The organism is Mycolicibacterium agri (assembly GCF_002553505.1).
GTDB classification, from domain to species: Bacteria; Actinomycetota; Actinomycetes; order Mycobacteriales; family Mycobacteriaceae; genus Mycobacterium; species Mycobacterium agri.
In genome coordinates, this window is sequence record NZ_PDCP01000100.1 from 1 (window position 1) to 18,773 (window position 18,773).

The 18,773-nt window shown below is 68.6% G+C and carries 19 protein-coding genes; 1 reads left to right on the plus strand and 18 read right to left on the minus strand.

The annotated features are described in order from the left end of the window. Window positions 1-73: 73 nt before the first annotated feature. From CQY20_RS29645 to CQY20_RS29675, 7 genes are all read right to left on the minus strand, one after another. A complete protein-coding gene (locus CQY20_RS29645; protein WP_371871075.1) occupies window positions 74-841 on the minus strand; it encodes a sulfite exporter TauE/SafE family protein in 768 nt (255 codons plus the stop codon). 24 nt (window positions 842-865) lie between these two features. Next, window positions 866-2,278, minus strand: coding sequence for a ribosome biogenesis GTPase Der (gene der, locus CQY20_RS29650; protein ID WP_097944263.1), 1,413 nt, complete (start codon window positions 2,276-2,278; stop codon window positions 866-868). Next, window positions 2,275-2,961 carry a (d)CMP kinase gene (cmk, locus tag CQY20_RS29655; RefSeq protein ID WP_097944265.1) on the minus strand — a complete coding sequence of 229 codons (687 nt, stop codon included), beginning with the start codon at window positions 2,959-2,961 and terminating at the stop codon, window positions 2,275-2,277. Before cmk ends, der begins: the two co-directional genes overlap by 4 nt. Next, window positions 2,958-3,704 carry a pseudouridine synthase gene (locus tag CQY20_RS29660; RefSeq protein ID WP_097944267.1) on the minus strand — a complete coding sequence of 249 codons (747 nt, stop codon included), beginning with the start codon at window positions 3,702-3,704 and terminating at the stop codon, window positions 2,958-2,960. Before CQY20_RS29660 ends, cmk begins: the two co-directional genes overlap by 4 nt. 1 nt (window position 3,705) lies before the next feature. Continuing rightward, the gene (gene scpB, locus CQY20_RS29665) at window positions 3,706-4,338 is read right to left on the minus strand and encodes an SMC-Scp complex subunit ScpB (protein WP_234816478.1); all 633 of its coding nucleotides are present in this window, start codon (window positions 4,336-4,338) and stop codon (window positions 3,706-3,708) included. A 154-nt stretch (window positions 4,339-4,492) separates the two neighbouring features. Continuing rightward, a complete protein-coding gene (locus tag CQY20_RS29670; protein ID WP_097944271.1) occupies window positions 4,493-5,335 on the minus strand; it encodes a segregation/condensation protein A in 843 nt (280 codons plus the stop codon). Next, complete coding sequence (locus tag CQY20_RS29675; protein WP_097944273.1) at window positions 5,332-6,225, minus strand: ParA family protein; 894 nt, start codon at window positions 6,223-6,225, stop codon at window positions 5,332-5,334. Before CQY20_RS29675 ends, CQY20_RS29670 begins: the two co-directional genes overlap by 4 nt. A 138-nt stretch (window positions 6,226-6,363) precedes the next feature. Here CQY20_RS29675 and CQY20_RS29680 point away from each other — a divergent pair, with 138 nt between their 5' ends. Beyond that, a complete protein-coding gene (locus CQY20_RS29680; RefSeq protein WP_097944275.1) occupies window positions 6,364-7,119 on the plus strand; it encodes an O-methyltransferase in 756 nt (251 codons plus the stop codon). A 4-nt stretch (window positions 7,120-7,123) separates the two neighbouring features. Here the strand turns inward: CQY20_RS29680 and xerD are convergent, their stop codons facing one another. The 11 genes from xerD to CQY20_RS29735 form a co-directional block, all read right to left on the minus strand. Next, window positions 7,124-8,071 carry a site-specific tyrosine recombinase XerD gene (xerD, locus tag CQY20_RS29685; protein WP_097944295.1) on the minus strand — a complete coding sequence of 316 codons (948 nt, stop codon included), beginning with the start codon at window positions 8,069-8,071 and terminating at the stop codon, window positions 7,124-7,126. Next, complete coding sequence (locus CQY20_RS29690) at window positions 8,068-8,691, minus strand: NUDIX domain-containing protein (protein ID WP_097944277.1); 624 nt, start codon at window positions 8,689-8,691, stop codon at window positions 8,068-8,070. The genes xerD and CQY20_RS29690 overlap by 4 nt, the downstream gene beginning before the upstream one ends. Next, window positions 8,684-10,450: a CTP synthase gene (locus CQY20_RS29695; protein ID WP_097944279.1), complete on the minus strand. Its 1,767-nt coding sequence runs from the start codon at window positions 10,448-10,450 to the stop codon at window positions 8,684-8,686. Before CQY20_RS29695 ends, CQY20_RS29690 begins: the two co-directional genes overlap by 8 nt. Window positions 10,451-10,580: 130 nt before the next feature. Beyond that, on the minus strand, window positions 10,581-11,522 hold the full coding sequence (locus tag CQY20_RS29700) for a copper transporter (RefSeq protein WP_097944281.1): 942 nt from the start codon (window positions 11,520-11,522) through the stop codon (window positions 10,581-10,583). 12 nt (window positions 11,523-11,534) lie between these two features. Continuing rightward, on the minus strand, window positions 11,535-12,719 hold the full coding sequence (gene steA / locus CQY20_RS29705) for a putative cytokinetic ring protein SteA (protein ID WP_097944283.1): 1,185 nt from the start codon (window positions 12,717-12,719) through the stop codon (window positions 11,535-11,537). Between the two features lie 91 nt (window positions 12,720-12,810). Next, window positions 12,811-14,577, minus strand: coding sequence for a DNA repair protein RecN (gene recN, locus CQY20_RS29710; RefSeq protein ID WP_097944285.1), 1,767 nt, complete (start codon window positions 14,575-14,577; stop codon window positions 12,811-12,813). Continuing rightward, window positions 14,577-15,500: an NAD kinase gene (locus tag CQY20_RS29715; RefSeq protein WP_097944287.1), complete on the minus strand. Its 924-nt coding sequence runs from the start codon at window positions 15,498-15,500 to the stop codon at window positions 14,577-14,579. The genes recN and CQY20_RS29715 overlap by 1 nt, the downstream gene beginning before the upstream one ends. Further along, on the minus strand, window positions 15,497-16,306 hold the full coding sequence (locus CQY20_RS29720; protein WP_097944289.1) for a TlyA family RNA methyltransferase: 810 nt from the start codon (window positions 16,304-16,306) through the stop codon (window positions 15,497-15,499). Before CQY20_RS29720 ends, CQY20_RS29715 begins: the two co-directional genes overlap by 4 nt. Window positions 16,307-16,312: 6 nt before the next feature. Next, window positions 16,313-16,510, minus strand: a complete 198-nt coding sequence (locus tag CQY20_RS29725; RefSeq protein WP_097944297.1) for a hypothetical protein — start codon at window positions 16,508-16,510, stop codon at window positions 16,313-16,315. Between the two features lie 13 nt (window positions 16,511-16,523). Next, the gene (locus CQY20_RS29730) at window positions 16,524-17,549 is read right to left on the minus strand and encodes an HAD-IIA family hydrolase (protein WP_097944291.1); all 1,026 of its coding nucleotides are present in this window, start codon (window positions 17,547-17,549) and stop codon (window positions 16,524-16,526) included. 1 nt (window position 17,550) lies between these two features. Continuing rightward, entirely contained in the window at window positions 17,551-18,282 is a 732-nt protein-coding gene (locus CQY20_RS29735; RefSeq protein ID WP_097944293.1) for a tetratricopeptide repeat protein, read from the minus strand. Between the last annotated feature and the right edge of the window lie 491 nt (window positions 18,283-18,773).

Consider the following 18,773-nt stretch of genomic DNA (forward strand, 5'->3'; position numbering starts at 1 on the left):
GGTCTGACTGAACACACGCGCCACAGAGCGCTTTGAGGCACCCCGCCCCCAAAGCCACTAATTCAGCAGGCTCCTAGATGGTCAGCAGCCGGTACAGCCCGATCAACCCGACGACGACGATGAACGCGCGCAGCACATTCGGCGGCAGCCGCCGCCCGTAGTGCGCGCCCAGCCAGCCGCCGATCAACGAGCCGAGCGCGATCAACCCGGCCGCCGGCCAGCTGATCCGGTCGAACGCGACGATGATGTACGCCGCGGCCGCGACGACGTTTACCACCAGCGACAGCAGGTTCTTCGCCGCATTCATCCGCTGCATGTCCTCGGGCAGCAGCGCGCCCATCACGCCCATCAGCAGGATCCCCTGCGCGGCGGTGAAATAGCCGCCGTACACACCCACGGCGAACGTGCCGAACACCAGCGCCACCATCCGCCGCGGCGACACGTGGTCGGCCGATTTCCCGGCCGCCTCGGCCCGCCTGCGCGCCCAGTCCTGAATCTTCGGCCCGGCGACCACCAGGAGCAGCGCGAGGATCAACAGCACCGGCACCACTTCGGTGAACACCTTCTCCGGCAGGTGCAAGAGCAGCCACGCGCCCAGCAGCGCACCGATGAGCGAGGCGGGCATCTGCCACAGGAGCCGGTTGCGTTGACCCTTCAACTCGCGGCGGTAGCCCCACGTGCCCGAGACGCCGCCGGCGACGAGCCCGATGGCGTTGGACATCGTCGACACGACCGGCGGATAGCCCAGCGCTACCAGTGTGGGGAAGGTGACGAGTGTGCCCGATCCGACCAAGCTGTTGATGGCTCCAGCCGCTGCCCCCGCCAACGCGATGAGGACCATGTCGAAGACGGGCACTAGGCCAACCTATCGAGAGCGCGCGCCCCGCTTTTCTCGCACCCGCACGTTGATCCGCACCGGACTGCCTTCGAATCCGAAAGTCTCACGTAATCGACGTTCCAGGAATCGGCGATATCCCGCTTCCAGAAAACCTGTGGTAAACAACACAAATGTCGGCGGCCGCGTGGTGGCCTGGGTGGCGAACAGGATCCGCGGCTGCTTTCCTCCACGCACGGGCGGCGGCGTCGCGGCCACCACCTCCTTGAGGAAGGTGTTCAGCCGGCCGGTCGGAATCCGGGTGTCCCACGACGCCAGCGAGGTCTCCAGCGCGGGCACGAGCTTCTGCACCGCGCGCCCGGTCTTGGCCGAGATGTTGACCCGCGGCGCCCACTGCACCTGCGCCAGTTCGCGTTCGATCTCGCGGCCCAGGTCGTAGCGCCGGTCCTCGTCGACGAGGTCCCACTTGTTGAAGGCCAGCACCAGCGCCCGGCCCGCCTCGATGACCATCGACAGCACCCGCTGGTCCTGCTCGGTCAACGGCTGTGACGCGTCGATCAACACGATGACCACCTCAGCGGCGTCGATCGCGCCGTGCGTGCGCACCGACGCGTAGAACTCGTGTCCCCTGGCTTGGTGCACCTTGCGGCGCAGACCCGCCGTGTCGACGAAACGCCAAGTCTTGCCGCCCAGTTCGATCAGCGAGTCGACCGGGTCGACGGTGGTGCCCGCCTCGTCGTGCACGACGGCCCGCTCGTCGCCGGCCAGCTTGTTCAGCAGCGAGCTCTTGCCGACGTTCGGCTTGCCCACCAGCGCCACCCGGCGCGGGCCGCCTCCGCCGCCGCCGCCGATCTCGGACACCGCGGGCAGGGCCGCGACGACCTCGTCGAGCAGATCGGCCACCCCGCGGCCGTGCATCGCGCTGATCGGGTGCGGCTCCCCCAGCCCCAGTGACCACAGCGCCGCGGCGTCGGCCTCCCCGCGTTCGGTGTCAACCTTGTTGGCCGCCAAAAACACCGGCTTGCCCGACCGACGCAGTATCCGCGCGGCGGCCTCGTCGCCGGCCGTCGCGCCGACCACCGCGTCGACGACCAGGATGATCGCGTCGGCGGTGCGCATCGCCACCGATGCCTGCTCGGCGACCAGCTGTTGCAGGCCCTTGGCGTCGGGTTCCCAGCCGCCGGTGTCCTGCACGACGAACCGGCGGCCCACCCAGCTGGCGTCGTAGGACACCCGATCACGGGTCACGCCGGGAACGTCCTGCACCACGGCCTCGCGGCGGCCGAGGATGCGGTTGACCAACGTGGACTTGCCGACGTTGGGCCGCCCCACCACCGCGACGACGGGCGGCGGCCCAGTTTCGACGGACTCGTCGAACTCGTCGCCCGCCTCAACATCGGCTAGCTGCCAGTCACTTTCGTCGACCCAGGTGCCATCGCTCATCGCCGCGCACCCGCACGCTGCTCGACGAGTTCCACCAGGTGGGCGACGACCTCAGCCTCTGTCATGTCGCTGGTGTCGACGACGAGTGCGTCCTCGGCGGCGCGCAGCGGCGACACCGCCCTGGTGGAGTCGAGATGGTCGCGGCGCTTCACGTCGGCCAGCACCGCGTCGTAGTCGTCACCGAGATCCTTGGCGATGTTCTGCTCGTTGCGCCGCCGCGCGCGTTCCTCCGCCGACGCCGTCAGGAAGATCTTCACGTCGGCGTCGGGCAGCACCACGGTGCCGATGTCGCGTCCCTCGACGACGACGCTGCCGGGCCCGGCCGCCAGTTCGCGCTGCAAGCCCACCAGGCGGGCCCGCACGGCGGGAACGGCCGACACGGCCGACACCGCCTTGGTGACCGCCTCGCCGCGGATCTCCGCCGACACGTCTTCGGCGTCAAGGTAAGCGCGGTCCTCGTCCGGGTCGTCGCCGACCGACAGCGGCACGTTCTCGGCGGCCTTCTCGACGGCCGGGGTGTCGTCGGGGTCGACGCCGGCGCGCAACACCGCAAGCGTCACGATCCGGTACATCGCACCCGTGTCGAGATAGCGGGCGCCCAGTGCCCGCGCCAAACCCCTTGACACTGAGGATTTTCCGGTTCCCGCGGGTCCGTCAACCGCGATCACCAACGCGTCACTCACAGGCCGACCGCCTTGTACAGAGCACCGACTTCCTTGCGGTTGAGCGGGCGAATGCTGTTGGGCCGCTGGTCCCCCAGCGACACCTCCCCGATCTCGGTGCGCACCAAGTCCAGCACCGGATAGCCGACGGCGGCCAGCAACCGGCGCACGATCCGTTTGCGGCCCTCGTGCAGGGTGACCCGCACCATCGTCTTGCCCGGCACCGCGTCCACCACCGCGAAGTCGTCGACACGCGCGGGGCCGTCGTCCAGGTCGATTCCGGCGCGCAGCTTGCGGCCCAGGCCGCGCGGCACCGAACCGGCCACCGTGGCGAGATAGGTCTTGGGCACCTCGTAGGACGGGTGCATCAGTCGGTGCGCCAGTTCGCCGTCATTGGTCAACAACATCAGACCCTCGGTGTCGGCGTCCAGCCGGCCGACGTGGAAGAGCTTTTTGTTGCCGCGCACACGGTGTTCGACGAGATCGCCGATGCAGGGACGGCCGCGGTCGTCGGACATGGTCGAGTGCATGCCGCGCGGCTTGTTCACCGCCAGATGCACCAGGGTGTCGTCGACCATCACCCTGGCGCCGTCGACACGGATCACCGACACGTCGGGGTTGACGCGGGTGCCGAGTTCGGTCACCACCTTGTCGTCGACCTCGACGCGCCCGTCGAGGATCATCTTCTCGGCGACGCGTCGTGAGGCAACTCCGGCCTGCGACAACACTTTCTGCAGACGCACGCCCTCGTGTGAATCCGCCATGTCAGTCTTTATCCACGTCGAAGGACATCGGCTGCTCGCCGCTTTCCTGCGGGGTACCAAGCTTGGCGAACCGCGGGTCCTCGTCCAGGTTTTCGCTCAGGTCGTCGATGACGTCGACGTCCGGCAGCAGCGGCGCGATGTCGGGCAGGTCGCTCAGCGACGACAGTCCCAGCCGTTCCAAAAACAGCTCCGTCGTCGCGAAAGTCGTTGCGCCGGAATCGGGATCGGTGCCCGCCTCGGTAATCAGGCCGCGCGCCAACAGCGTTCGCATCACCGCGTCGACGTTGACGCCGCGCACGGCGCTGACCCTGGCGCGCGTCACCGGCTGGCGATAGGCCACCACGGCCAGCGTCTCGAGTGCGGCGCGGGTCAACTTGCTGCGGGCGCCGTCGAGCAGCAGCCGCTCCACGTACGGCGCGTACTGCGCCCTGGTGTACATGCGCCACCCGCCGCCCGCCTCACGCAGATCGATGCCGCTCTGCCGCGCCGCCAGCTCCTCCGCCATCGCCTGCAGCTTGGCCGCCACGCGGTAGGCGGGCTGCTCGATCGCCGCGGCCAGCGCGTCGGCGGTCACCGGGGTGTCGACCACCAGCAGCAGCGCCTCCAGCACCGCCGCGAGTTCGGCGTCCTCCATTTCCGGAGGCTCGGCGACATCGATGCCGAGGTGGTCCAGGTCGGGGGCCTCACCATTGAGCGCATTGAGCCCATCAGCCCCATCGGCGCCATTGGCCCCGTTGACGCCGTCGGCGACCTCGCCGTCGACCGGGTCGGTCGGTTCGGAGAATTCGTCAGTCATCGTGTGGCTCTTCCACCGCCTCAGTGGCTTCGATTTCCTCGATTTCCTCGCTGGATGGCCGATCTCCGGTCCACGAAACCTGGAGCACACCAAGCGGTTCTGATTGATCAAATGCTACCGCGCGGGCCCGATACAGTTCGAGCAGCGCCAGGAAGCGTCCCACGATCAAGATCGGCTCGCGGCAGTCGGCCACCAGCTCGGAGAACGTGGCCCACTGCCCCGGCCCGCGGCGCTGCAGCTCGGCCAGCAGCTGTTCGGCCTGCTCCGGAACCGACACGACCACCTCGTGCAGGTGCTCGGTGGCCACCGTGGGCACCGGCCGCGGCCGGAACGCGCTGGCCGCGATCTCGGCGAACAGCTGCGCGTCGACGCCCAGCATCACTTCCGGCAGCAGGTTCTCGTAGCGCTCCTCCAGCGACACCGCCCGCGGATAGCTGCGCAGCGCGGCGGCCTCCAGCTCGGCGAACATCTCGGCGACATGCTTGAACGCCCGGTACTGCAAAAGCCGCGCGAACAGCAGGTCGCGTACCTCGAGCAGGGCCAGGTCCTCTTCGTCGTGCACCTCGCCGGCAGGCAACAGTCGCGCGGCCTTGAGGTCCAGCAGCGTCGCCGCCACCACCAGGAAGGCCGTCGTCTCATCCAGCGACAGCTGGGGGCCGATCGCCTTGGTGTAGGCGATGAAATCGTCGGTGACCTGGTGCAGCGCGACCTCGGTGACGTCGAGCCGGTGCGCGAAGATCAGCTGCAGCAGCAGGTCGAACGGGCCCTCGAAATTGCTCAGCCGAACCTGGAAGCCCGACTGCTGCGACTCAGCGGGTGGTGTCTCGGTGTTCACGAACCGAACCGGTCGATGACCTCACGGGCTAACGCGCGATACGATTGCGCGCCACCGGATTTCGGCGCCCACGTGGTGATCGGCTCGCCCGCGACACTGGTTTCCGGGAAGCGCACGGTGCGGGTGATCACGGTGTCGAACACCAGGTCACCGAACCTCTCCAGGACGCGTGCCATCACTTCGCGGGCGTTGACGGTACGAGGGTCATATCGAGTAATCAGGATGCCACTGATGCTCAGCCTGGGGTTCAGCCGGTCGTGCACCTTCTCGACGGTATCGGTCAGCAACGCCAGCCCGCGCAGCGAGAAGTACTCGCACTCGGTCGGGATGATGACGCCGTCGGAGCAGGCCAGCCCGTTGACGGTGAGCAGGCCGAGCGACGGCTGACAGTCGATCAGCACGTAGTCGTAGCGGTCCAGCACCGGGTGCAGCGCGCGGGCCAGCGCCTGCTCCCGGCCCACCTCGCTGACCAGCTGGATCTCAGCCGCCGACAGGTCGATGTTGCTGGGCACCAGGTCCATGTTCTTGACCCTGGTGTGGATCAGCACGTCGTCGATCGACACCCGCGGCTCGACCAGCAGGTTGTGCACGGTGTGGTCCAGCTCGTAGTGCGGCACACCGAGGCCCGCCGACAACGCGCCCTGCGGATCGAGGTCGACCAGCAGAACCCGGCGCCCGTACTCGGCGAGGCTGGCACCCAGATTGATCGTCGACGTGGTCTTACCGACGCCGCCCTTCTGGTTGCACATCGCGATGACCTTCGCGGGCCCGTGCACGGTCTTCGGTTTGGGCTCGGGAATCGGCCGCGGTGGGCGACCGGTGAGCCCGGTCTGGACGGGCGGATCCCCGGCCTGGACGGGCGGACCGGAGCCGCTGCCGTCCTCACTCATGCCCCACCCTCACCGGTGGTTTCACAGCGGGCCGTGGCGAACATCCGGGCAAGTTTAACGGGCATATCCGGCCGGAACGGGCAGACCCGCGGGCAACGCGCGGACCCTTTCGGTCATCTGCCCGCTTAGGCTTTCGGCATGAGCGTGACGCGGCGGTTGCCGTTTCTCCGCCCCTCGGTGTGGCGGCTCGGGCTGGGGATGCGTCGCTTTGTCAAGACGGGACAGATCGGCGACGGCCGCGAGGAAGCCTGCGCGGCCTACGTCGAGGCCAATGCGCGGCGCGGCGACCTGGACGACGTGCTGGCCGCCGTCGACACGTTCGCGACGCAGAAGGCGATGCTGGTCAACGTCGGCGACGAGAAGGGCGAGCTGCTCGACGCCGCCGTGCGCCGCGCGGACCCGATGGTGGTGCTCGAACTGGGCACCTACTGCGGCTACAGCGCGATGCGCATCGCCAGGACCACGCCCGCCGCCAAGGTGGTCTCCGTCGAATTCGCCGCCGCCAACGCCGAGATCGCCCGGCGGATCTGGGCGCACGCCGGTGTCGACGACCGCATCACCTGCGTGGTCGGAACCATCGGCGACGGCGGTGCCACCCTCGACGCTCTGGCCGCCCGACACGGCTTCGACTCCGGAGCGGTCGATCTGCTGTTCATCGACCACGACAAGAACGCCTATCTGAGCGACCTGCAGGCCATCCTCGGCCGCGGCTGGCTGCACCGCGGGTCGATCGTGGTCGCCGACAACGTCGGTGTGCCCGGCGCCCCGGACTACCGGCGGTACATGCGTGAGCAGCAGGGCCAGCTGTGGAACACCGTCGAGCACAAGACCCACGTCGAGTACCAGTCGCTGCTGCGCGATCTGGTGCTGGAGTCGGAGTATCTGGGCGGCTGACTGCTCAGCGCGCCCGCGGATGCGCGCCCGCCCACACCTCTCGCAGCGCGTTCACCGTGACCAAGGTGTAGATCTGCGTCGTCGTCACCGATGCATGGCCGAGCAACTCCTGCACCACGCGGACGTCGGCGCCGCCGTCGAGCAGGTGGGTCGCGAAGGAGTGCCGCAGCGTGTGCGGCGACACCGCGGCGGTGATCCCGGCCCGTTCGGCGGCGTCCTGCAGCACCTGCCATGCGCTCTGGCGCGACAGCCGGCCGCCGCGCGCGTTGAGGAAAATGGCCGGTGTGCCCTTGCCGCGGCGGGCCAACGCGGGGCGGCCCCGCACGAAATAGGCGTCCAGCGCCGTCACCGCAGGCCGCCCGATCGGCACCAGCCGCTGCTTACCGCCCTTGCCGCGCAACAGCACCGAACGGTTCTGGGTGTCGATGTCGTCGACGTCGAGGCCGACCGCCTCGGAGATCCGCGCGCCGGTCGAATACAACAACTCCAGCAGGGCCCGGTTGCGCAGTGTCAGCGGTCCGTCGGCCTCGCTGTCGCCGCCCGCGCCCTCCAACAGCGCCAGCACCTCGTCGATGGTCAGGCTCTTGGGCAGCCGCCTGCTCGGCGTCGGCGGTTTGACCGCGCGGGCCACGTCGAGTTCGGTGAGGCCCTCCGCCGCGGCGAACCGGTGAAAACCCCGCACGGCGATGACCGCCCGCGCGGCCGACACCGCCGACAGCGGCGCGATCCCGGTGTCGGCATCGCCGCGGCGCAGGGCGCTGAGGAAGTCGCTGACGTCGGCCTCGGTGACCTTGCTGAGGTCGTCGATGCCGCGCGTCGTCAGGTGTTCGACGTAGCGCCGTAGATCACGCCGATAGGAGTTCAACGTGTTGGTGGCGACGCCGCGCTCGATCGTCAGGTGGTCCAGATACCCCTGAAGCTGGTCTTCGAGGGCCGGGCGGAACGTCGTCATGACCGTGCCTTGCGACTCGGGAACGCGGTCGGCCGGTCGATCCACTCGGCGTCGACGGTGCGCAGCGAATCGAAGTCGCGGCGCACCGCCCGCGCGGCCAGGATGCCGCTGACGGCGATGGTGTTGACGATCTCGCCGCGCAGCGCCATCCGCACCGCCTCCTCGAGCGGGAACCAGCGCACCACCATATCGGCTTCTTCGTCGTGGGCGTCGGGTCGACCGACGTCGGACAGGTCGGTGGCCAGATACACCCGCACGCTTTCGTCGCTGAACCCTGGGGCGCTGACCAGATCGACCAGCACCCGCCAGTTCTGCGCGGACAGCCCGGCCTCCTCCTTCAGTTCCCGCGCGGCGGTGAGGTGCGGCGGTTCGCCACCCATGTCCAGCAGCCCCGCGGGTAGCTCCCACAACCGTCGGCCGACGGGGTGCCGGTACTGGTAGACCATGACGATGTTGTCATCGCGATCTATGGCCAAAACGGCGACCGCGCCGTAGTGTTCGACGACTTCGCGTCTGGCGGTGTTGCCGCCGGGCATGCGCACCTCATCGGCCCGCAACGCGAAAATGTTTCCGACGTAAAGCGTTTCGGAGTCGACGACCTCGAAATCGTGTTTAGCCACGGACGTCAGAGGTTTCCCGGTCCCCGAGCAACTGCTCCATGCTCTCCGGGTTGGCCCCGTTGGCGCGGTGCTCAGGGATCTCCACCGGCAGGCGCTCGGCGGCCTTGTAATCCAGCGCCGCGCCGACGAACGCCACGAACAGGGGATGCGGCCGGGTGGGACGGCTCTTCAACTCCGGATGGGCCTGGGTGCCGACGATGAACGGATGGACCGCGGGGTCGTATTCGACGAACTCCACCAGGTGCCCGTCGGGCGACGTGCCGGAGAACCGCAACCCGCTTTCGGCGATGCGGTCGCGGTAGGCGTTGTTGACCTCGTAGCGGTGCCGATGCCGCTCGGACACCTCGGTGGTGCCATACGCTTGCGCCACAATGGATCCCGGCTCGAGGACGGCGGGATAGGCGCCCAGACGCATGGTGCCGCCGAGATCGGCGTCGCCGGCGACGGCGTCACGCTGGTCGGCCATCGTGGAGATGACCGGGTCGGGCGTGCCGGGATCGAACTCGGCGGAGTTGGCTTCGGTGATGCCGACCGATCGCGCCGCCTCGATCACGATGCACTGCAGCCCGAGGCACAGGCCCAGCACGGGCAGGCCGCGCTTGCGTGCGTAGTGAATCGCGCCGATCTTGCCCTCGATGCCTCGGATCCCGAACCCGCCGGGGATCAGCACCGCGTGCACGTCCTCGAGCACGGCCGCGGCGCCGCTGTCGGTTTCGCAGTCGTCGGAGGCCACCCACCGCATCTCCACTTTGGCGCGGTGTTTGAATCCCCCCGCGCGCAGCGCCTCGGCCACCGAGAGGTAGGCGTCGGACAGGTCAATGTACTTGCCCACCAACGCGATTCGCACCGTCTCGTGGGGCTCGTGCACACGCTGCAGCAGGTCGTTCCACTGCGTCCAGTCGACGTCGCGGAACGGCAGATTCAGCCGCCGCACCACGTAGGCGTCGAGTTCTTCACGGTGCAGCACCTTGGGGATGTCGTAGATCGACGGCGCATCGGGAGTGGAGATCACGCCGTCGATGTCGACGTCGCACATCAGCGCGATCTTGTTCTTCAACGGTTCGGGCACGTCGCGGTCACAGCGCAGGATCAGCGCGTCCGGCGTGATACCGATGCTGCGCAGCGCGGCCACGGAATGCTGAGTGGGCTTGGTCTTCAACTCGCCCGACGGCGCCATGTACGGCACCAGCGAGCAATGCAGAAAGAAGCAGTTCTCGCGGCCCACCTCGTGACGCACCTGGCGCGCGGCCTCCAGGAACGGCAGCGACTCGATATCGCCCACCGTGCCGCCGATTTCGGTGATGACGATGTCGGGGCGGCGGCCGTCCTTGTCCGGCGCGGCCATCTCCAGGATGCGGCGCTTGATCTCGTCGGTGATGTGCGGGATGACCTGAACGGTGTCGCCGAGATACTCGCCGCGGCGCTCCTTGGCGATCACCGTCGAATACACCTGGCCCGTCGTCACATTCGCCGAACCGGACAGGTTGCGGTCCAGGAAGCGCTCGTAATGGCCGACGTCGAGATCGGTTTCGGCGCCGTCCTCGGTGACGAAGACCTCTCCGTGCTGGAACGGGTTCATGGTGCCCGGGTCGACGTTGAGGTAGGGGTCGAGCTTCTGCATCGTGACTTGCAGGCCGCGCGCGGTGAGCAGTTGCCCGAGACTTGAAGCGGTGAGGCCCTTGCCCAGCGAAGAAACCACGCCGCCACTGACGAAAAGGTGCTTGGTGGCGGTTTGCGGGTGCTTGCGTAGCGCTGGCAAGAGCAACCTCCGTGACGACGGGCAGGGCATACATTTCTAGGGATTTCCCTAGCTTGGGGCCTGCCGACCCACGGAACTCCACATTAACACCGGACCCGACAAGGCGTCGCTGACGCGCCGTCGGGGCCCGCTATTGCGGCACGGTCACCGACGTCGCACCCTGCCCCGTCCCGTACTGACCGGGCCGCGCGCCGCCCACCAGATCCTGCAGCGCCAACACCGTCGTGATGCGGCCCGAGGCGGTGTCGACGTCGTCGACCGAGCTGACGGCGGCGGTCAGCGCCGGATCCGACCTCGTCACGGCCACCGCGGCGGTACCGGAGGCACAGCCGTCACGGCCCGCGAGCACGGTGCCAGAGCCGTGTGGCGCCAGCCCGGCCGCGAAGCGGGCGACGGTGGAACCCTTGTTCCCCGCATCGTCGCCGAGGGCGCCGCCTGTGACGATGATCGCGGAGTTGGCCGCGCCGATGCGCTCGGCCCCGTAGGTGATGAAGCCCGTCTCACGCAGGGCGGTGAGCACGGTGTCACGCTGCTGGTCGTCGACGGGAGGAACCTTGGGATCCTTGTTGATCAGCAGCGTGATGCCCAGCAGGTCGCCGGCCTGCGAGCCCTGGTCGACGGACTTGGTGCTGAGTTGGGCGCCGGCGGGCACGATCGGCGAGTTCACCACCGACAGCAGCTTCTCCGAGGAGTTCGCGTCGACGAATTCGGCGGTCAGCGACACCGTCCCGGTGACGGCGCCGCCGGCCTGCTCGACCATTCGCGCCACCGCCTCGACGTCGTTGTCCTGGGCGTCCGGGGTGCGGAACATGACGACGGACTTGTCGGCCATCGCGCCGCGCAGAATCCGCGTCGACATCTGGGCGTCGAAATCGCCCGCGGCGTTCAACTTCTCGTTGAGCGCGTTCTTCTCCTGCGTCAGCCCGTCGATCTGGTGCTGAAGGTCCCGCTTGTCGTCACGCAGACCTGACAGCACCGTGTTCGACAGCAGCCCGGAGCCCAGCGCCACCCCGAGGGCGAGCGCGATGAACACGGCGGCAAGCGAGATCGCATGTGCGCGAAGGGAAATCACCTGGACACGCCCCTACGTGACCCAGCTTTGAACCCACAGCGAGAACCGGTTCCAGTAGTCGACCACCCAGTCGATCACCGTGGCGTCGGCCCGCGACACCCAGAGCGCGACGATCACGGCGACCAGCATGGCCAACACCAGCAGCGCGATCGCACCGCCGGAGACGCGGCTTCGGTACAGGGTGGCCACCGCCTTGGCGTCGACCAGCTTCTGCCCCACCTTGAGTCGGGTCAGGAACGTCGACGGGTTGCTGTGCTGACGGGACCGGTCGAAGAACTCCTCGATCGTTGCGGTGTGGCCCGCGGTGACGATCAGCGCGGCGCCGTGATGATCGGCCAGCAGCAGCGCGAGGTCGGCGGGCGATCCCGCGGCCGGGAACGTCATCGCCCCCACCCCGAGGTCCTGAATGCGCTCCAGCCCCGCCGCATGGCCGTCGGCGTCGGCGGGCAGCACCACCTGCGCGCCGCTGCGCAACACCTCGGCGCTCATGCGCTCCGGGTCGCCGACGATCAGTTGTGGCCGATAGCCCGCCTTGCGCAGCACGTCCGCACCGGTGCCGACGCCGACGAGCACCGGTTGGTACTCCTTGATGAACGGCTTGAGGGCCTTCAGGTCGTCGGCGGCGTTGGGCTCCTCGGCGACCACCACGACATGGCGGCGGTGCAGGTCGACGTCGATATCGGGAATGCCGATGCCGTCGATGAGCAGCGGGCTCTCGCTGCGGATGAACTCGATCGTGTTGCCTGCGAAGGCCTCCAGGTGGGCGACGAGTCCGCTCTTGGCCTCGTGCATCATCTCGTGGATCTCGTGGTAGCTGCGCTCGTTGCCGTAGGCCAGCCTGCGGTCGCCGGAGTACACCCCGCCCTCGTAGAGCCGGATGCGCGCGCCGTCCTTGACGCGTTTGAACACCTCGGGGCCGGTCTCGTCGATCAGGGCGATGCCGTTGTTCACCAGCACCTCGGGGCCCAGGTTGGGGTATCGGCCCGAGATCGACGGTGACGCGTTGATCACCGCGGCGATGTTGGCTTCGACGAGCGCGTCTGCGGTGATGCGGTCCAGGTCGAGCGCGTCGATCACCACGATGTCGCCGGGTCCGACACGTTGCAGCAGCCGATCGATGTCGCGGTCTACGCGGGCAGTGCCGGTGATGCCCGGGCGTGGGCTGGCATTACGGGATAGCAGCGCTGACATCTTCATGGGGCGATTCTGTCGGCCAACCCTCAAGTAGAGGTGGAGGCGCGCCGTAACAGCAGCCTCACAAGTGCGCTTTTGTCACATCTGCCACAGCTCAGGAGACCTGCGCGCGGTCCTCCTGCGCGGCCTTGAGCAGCTCGCGGGCGTGCGCCCTGCCGCTGTCGGAGTCGCCGAGGCCGGCCAGCATGCGCGCCAGCTCGGCGACCCTGTCCTCGTCGTCGAGACGACGGACGCGACTGGTCTTCTTCGGGCCCGTGCTGTCCACGACGAGATGGATGTCGGCGTAGGCGGCCACCTGAGGCAGGTGCGTCACGACGATGACCTGGTGCGTGCGCGCCAGCCGCGCCAGGCGCCTGCCGATCTGGACCGCGGCGCGCCCGCCGACGCCGGCGTCGACCTCGTCGAACACCATCGTCGTGCCCTCGGCCGATGCGGCAAGGACCACCTCGAGGGCGAGCATCACCCGGGACAGCTCACCGCCGGAGGCGCTCTTGTTCAGCGGCAGGACGTCGGTCCCGCGGTGCGCCGAGAAACCGAACTCGACGGCGTCGGCGCCGTCGAAGCCCGCGTGCACCACCGTGCCCGACGGCAGCGTGATGGGCGCGGAGTCGTCGCCTCGGGCCGCCAGCGGCGACACGCTGACGGTGAACTCCGCGTCGGCCATCGCTAAACCGGCCAGCTCCTCGGTCACGGCTTTGGCCAGGCCCTTGGCCGCCTTCGCCCGCGCCTTGCTGAGTTGGCCCGCGGCGGCGACCAATTCGGCTTCCAGCCCACCCACCCGGCGTTCCAGGCCGGACAACGTCTCCTCGGAAACGTCGAGCTCTGCGAGCCGTTCCCGCGACTCGCGGGCCCAGGCGAGCACGCCGTCGATGTCGGCAGCGTACTTGCGCGTCAGTGTCCGCAGTTCGCTCTGCCGCGCCAGTTTGGTCTCTAAAGTGCTTGCGTCACTGGGCAATTCGTTCAGGTAATCGGCCAGCTCGGTCGACACGTCGCCGATGACGGCCAACGCCTCGCCGAGCCGCTCCCCCAGCACCCGCAGGGCGGTGTCGTCGGTGGCTTCGAGCGCGGACTTCGCCTGCCCGACCTTGTGCGCCGCGGACTCGACATCGCCGTCGACCGCGTCGTCGAGATCACCCGACAGGGCTGCCCGCGCGGTGTGGGCCGCCTCGCGTAGCGCGTCGAGTTCGGACAGCCGCCTGATGTCCTCAACGAGCGCGTCGTCTTCGCCGGGTTGGGGATCCACCGCGTCGATTTCACCGAGGCCGAACCTCAGTCGGTCGGCTTCCTGCGCCATCTCCCTTGCCCGACGCGTTCTTTCGGCGAGGTCGCGGCGGGTGGCCAGCCACGACTCGCGGATCGTGCGGTAGCGCTGCAGAAGCGGACCGACGTCGGCGAACCGGTCGAGCGCGGCGCGCTGTTCGTCGCCGCGCATCAGCCGCAGTTGATCGTTCTGGCCGTGCAACGTGAGCAGTTCGGTGGTGAAGGTGCTCAACGACTTCGCGGGCACGCTGCGGCCGCCGAGGTAGGCGCGCGACGGGCCGTCGCGGCTGACTGAACGCGCCGCGATGACGCTGCCGTCTTCGTCGCGGTCGGCTCCCGACGCGTTGAGGACCTCGTCGATGCGGGCGGCCACTCCGTCGCCCAATTCGGTTGTGGTGAACCGGCCTTCGACGACGGCGCGGTCGGCTCCGGAACGGATACGGGTGGCGTCGGCGCGTCCGCCGCCGAGCAGATGCAGCCCGGTCACCACCATCGTCTTGCCGGTGCCCGTCTCCCCGGTCAGCACGGTCAGCCCACGGTCGAACTCGGCCGTCGCTGTGCTGATCGCGCCCAGCGATTCGATGCGAATCTCGGAGAGCACTACTGTCCGCGCCACCCCGTGACCGGCAGCTTGAACTTCCGCACCAAGCGGTCGGTGAACGGTGCGCTGTCCAGCCGTACCCACTTCACCGGGGTACCGCAGCGGGTCACCTCAAGCCGACCGCCCGCAGGCACCACCATTTCGCGTCGCCCGTCACAGAACACCAGCGCGTCGTGTCCCCTCGCCTCCACTTCGATCGCGATGGCGGCGTTCGGGCTGGTCACCATCGGCCGGGCGAACAGCGCGTGAGCGTTGTTGGGCACCACCAGGATTGCCTCCAGATCCGGCCAGAGTATCGGCCCGCCCGCAGAGAACGCCCACGCCGTCGATCCGGTCGGGGTGGCCACCAACACACCGTCGCAGCCGAACGCCGACACCGGCCGTCCGTCGACTTCCAGCACGGCACCCAGCACGCCAAGCCGCGGACCTTTCTCCAGGCTGGCCTCGTTGAGCGCCCAACCCCGGTTGACGATCCGGCCCTCGGCGCGCACCACGACGTCGAGCGTCATGCGCTCCTCGACGCGGTAGTCGCGCTTGACGACGCGGTCGAGCACCGAGTCGATGTGGTCGGCTTCGGCTTCGGCGAGGAAGCCGATGCGGCCCAGATTCACGCCAAGCACCGGAATCTCGACATTGCGGGCGAACTCGGCCCCACGCAGGAATGTTCCGTCGCCACCCAGCACGAGGACGAGCTCGCAACCTTCGGCGGCGTGTTCATCCGGATCAACGACCTCGATGTTGACGCCGAGCGCGCGCATGTCGTCGGGCGCGAGGTGCACCGAGCCGCGGTCGACCGCCTCCGCGGACAGCAGCCGCAAGCCAATGCCGTTGTCGCCGAGCACCTTTTCCACCCGCCGAGCGGTTTCGGTGACCTCGTCGCGACCGGTGTGCACCACCATGAGAATCGAGCGGTCCTGTGTCATTGCGGCCCCTCGGCGACGGCGCGTTCGACCGCCCACTCCAGTTCGTCGCCCGTTAGCGGATTGTCGGCTCGGGCGCGCAGGTGAAGGAAGTATTCGACATTGCCCGACGGGCCGGGCAGCGGGCTGGCCGTGACACCGACGGTGTGCCAATCCAGTTCGGCGGCCCGCCGTGACACGGACAGCACCGCGTCGGCGCGCAGCCACGGATCGGAGACCACCCCGCGTGCGCCGACACGATCCTTGCCGACCTCGAACTGTGGTTTCACCATGGGAACGATATCGGCGTCGGCCGAAGCACACGCAACCAGCGCGGGCAACACCGTCGACAGCGAGATGAACGACAGGTCGGCGACCACCAGGTCGACCGGCCCGCCGATGGCCTCCACGGTCAACGTCCGCACGTTGGTGCGCTCCAGCACTGTGACCCGGTCATTCGAGCGCAGCGACCACGCGAGTTGCCCATAGCCGACATCCACCGCGACAACCTCGCGCGCGCCGCGGTCCAGCAGGACTTCGGTGAACCCGCCGGTGGAGGCGCCGGCGTCGAGGCAGCGGGCGCCGTCGACGGTGATGGCGAAGGCGTCGAGCGCGCCGATCAGCTTGTGGGCGCCACGCGACACCCAGCTGCGTTCGTCGGCCGATTCGACCGTCAACGCGGCCGTCACCGGAATGGCCGTCGCGGGTTTGGCCGCGGGCATGCCGTTGATGCTGACCCGCCCGGCCCCGATCAGTTCGGCGGCCTGCTGCCGCGAGCGCGCCAATCCGCGCCGCACCAGCTCCGCGTCAACACGAGCGCGCCGTGTCACTGGCGCTCACCCGTCCGCGGACTCTGCCGGCGCCGGACCCTTTTCGACCGATTCCAGCGCTTGGACCAGAAGGTCGTGCGCCTCCTCCAACCGGGCGGCGACACCGTCGATGTCGACCTCGTCGGCGCCGGGGCCCTCGATGTCGGGCAACTCGGCCAACAACGCCGCGATTCGGGCGCGGATCTCGTCGGGTTCGGTACTCATGTCGCTGTTCACGCTAGTCGATCGGCTCGATCGCTGAGGTCAGCAGTGACCACCGCTCCAGCGCTTTGCGGGCGATGTAATCACCGGCCACGATCGTGAAGCCCTTGCCGTCGAGGCCGGCGTTCCACACCGCGTTCGCGAGGGCCCGCACCACCGTCAGCGGGTCGCGGGGCTCGCTGCCCGTGTTGTGCACGGTGACGGTGTCTGCGCCGATCGCGATCCGCCACGCCGGGTGCGGGCCGACTCGCAGCGTGTCGGCGCTGCTGTAGAGCGAGCGCAGATCGGCGGCGATGTAGTTGGGCCGCTCGCCGACCTCGGCCCGGACCGCGTCTTCTGCGGTGCTGACGCCGCTGAGCACTAGCAGGCTGGGCAGGCCCGCGGCGTTGGCGCCCGCGATGTCGGTGTCCAGCCGGTCGCCGATCACCAGCGGCGAGCGAAAGTCGCCGCGCGACAACGCATCATTGAGCAGCGTGGGCTGCGGCTTGCCCGCGACCTTCGGCTCCCGGTCCGTCGCGGTCTTCAGCGCGGCGACCATCGAACCGTTGCCGGGCAGCAGGCCACGCTCCGACGGCAGCGTCTTGTCGATGTTGGCGGCCACCCAGAAGGCGCCGCCCCTGATGGCCAACGCCGCTTCGGCGAGGTGCGGCCATGCGGTTTCGGGCGAATGGCCTTGGACGACGCCGACGGGGTCGTCGTCCCAGAGCCGAACCGGTTTGAGCCCGACGTTGTTCACCTCTGCGGCAAGCGCTTCGGTGCCGACGACGAGTACCCGCGCCCCGGCGGGCAGACGTTCGGCCAGCAGGCGGGCCGCGCTCTGCGCGCTGGTGACGACGTCCTCTCCCTTGGCGTCGAAGCCCATTGCGCGCAGGTGCTGGGCGACTTCATCGGGCGTGCGTGAGGCGTTGTTGGTGACGTAGAGCGTGCGCGCGGTGACCGCCGCGAGGGTGTCGACCGCGCCCGGTGTCGGTTCGTGACCGCGAAACACCGTGCCATCGAGGTCGACGAGTAAGCAATCGTGTTCCTGCTCAAGGGTTGTCACGTCAGGCGAGCTCCGTGATCCGCTCTTCGGCGTCCGTCACGCCCTCAATGTCGGCGGCGGCGGCGTTGATGAACCACTGCAGTGCTTCGTCATGCCTGCCGACGGCGAGCAGCGTCTCGGCATACGCATAGAACAGACGGGCGGCCGTCGGGCCGGTCCGCGTCGGATCGAGTGTGGGTGTGGACAGGATGGCAAGGGCCTGGTCGTGCTGACCCAAATCGGAGCGGGCGCCGGCTACCACGATGCGCAGTTCGTCGGCGTCGTCGCCGGTGAGCTGGGCGGCTTCCGGGCTGCGGGCCAACTCGATCGCCCGCTCGGGCCTGCCGACACCGCGTTCACAGTCGACGATCAGCGGCAGCAGCGCGGACTTGCTGCCCAGCCGGCGGGCGGCGCGCAGCTCGGCGAGCGCCTGCGCCCAGTCACCGCACCGGTATGCCGCGATCCCGACGGCCTCGCGGACTGCCGGGATCCGGCCCGAGCGGGCCCGGGCCGCGCGAGCGTGTTCCAGTGCGGCGGCGGGGTCGTCGTCGAGAAGTTCGCCTGCGGCGACGAGGTGGCGGGCGACGACGTCGGCGGTATTGCGGTCCAGCGTCGTCAGCTCCCGGCGAACCTCGGGGGCGAGTTGCCGGGCCTCGATATCGGCCGGCAGCGGTGGACCGGTGCGCTCGGGCGGCGCGTCATGCTGGGGTTGGGCACGGCGAGCACGGTTGGGGCCCGACGCGCGCGGTGGCATCCGCTGCCGGGGCTGCTGCCGGTCACCGCCTGCGCTACCGCGCGGATTGCGACGCTGGCCACCTGCTCTGTTGTCGACCACTGGAACCTTTCGCTAGGACGCCTCGTGCCAGGATACGGCCCGGCGCCGGGCGCTATCGGAGCGCACCGTTCGTATATGACCTTTGCCTCATCACGTTTGCTGTCAGCTACTCGATTTATTTGCTAGCAAACCGCCGACGAGCAAATTTTTCTGTCGGTCCGGCATCCGCCGTCTGCGCCGGCGTGGTTTTGTGGTCGGGGTTTGTGGTTCGCCGAGATTGATGACCGTGTGCGCAAAATCGATAGAGGTTAGGGTGGCATCTGTCGGTGTTGGATTTGGATGAGCTCGGTCAATTCATTTGTCCCGAATTCGAGGTAGCGGTTTTGCCGGTCAAATAGAAATGCCCCCCAGGGTGTTGGGGGGCATTTCTTGTGTGTGTGTTCGGCGGTGTCCTACTTTTCCGCCCGGGT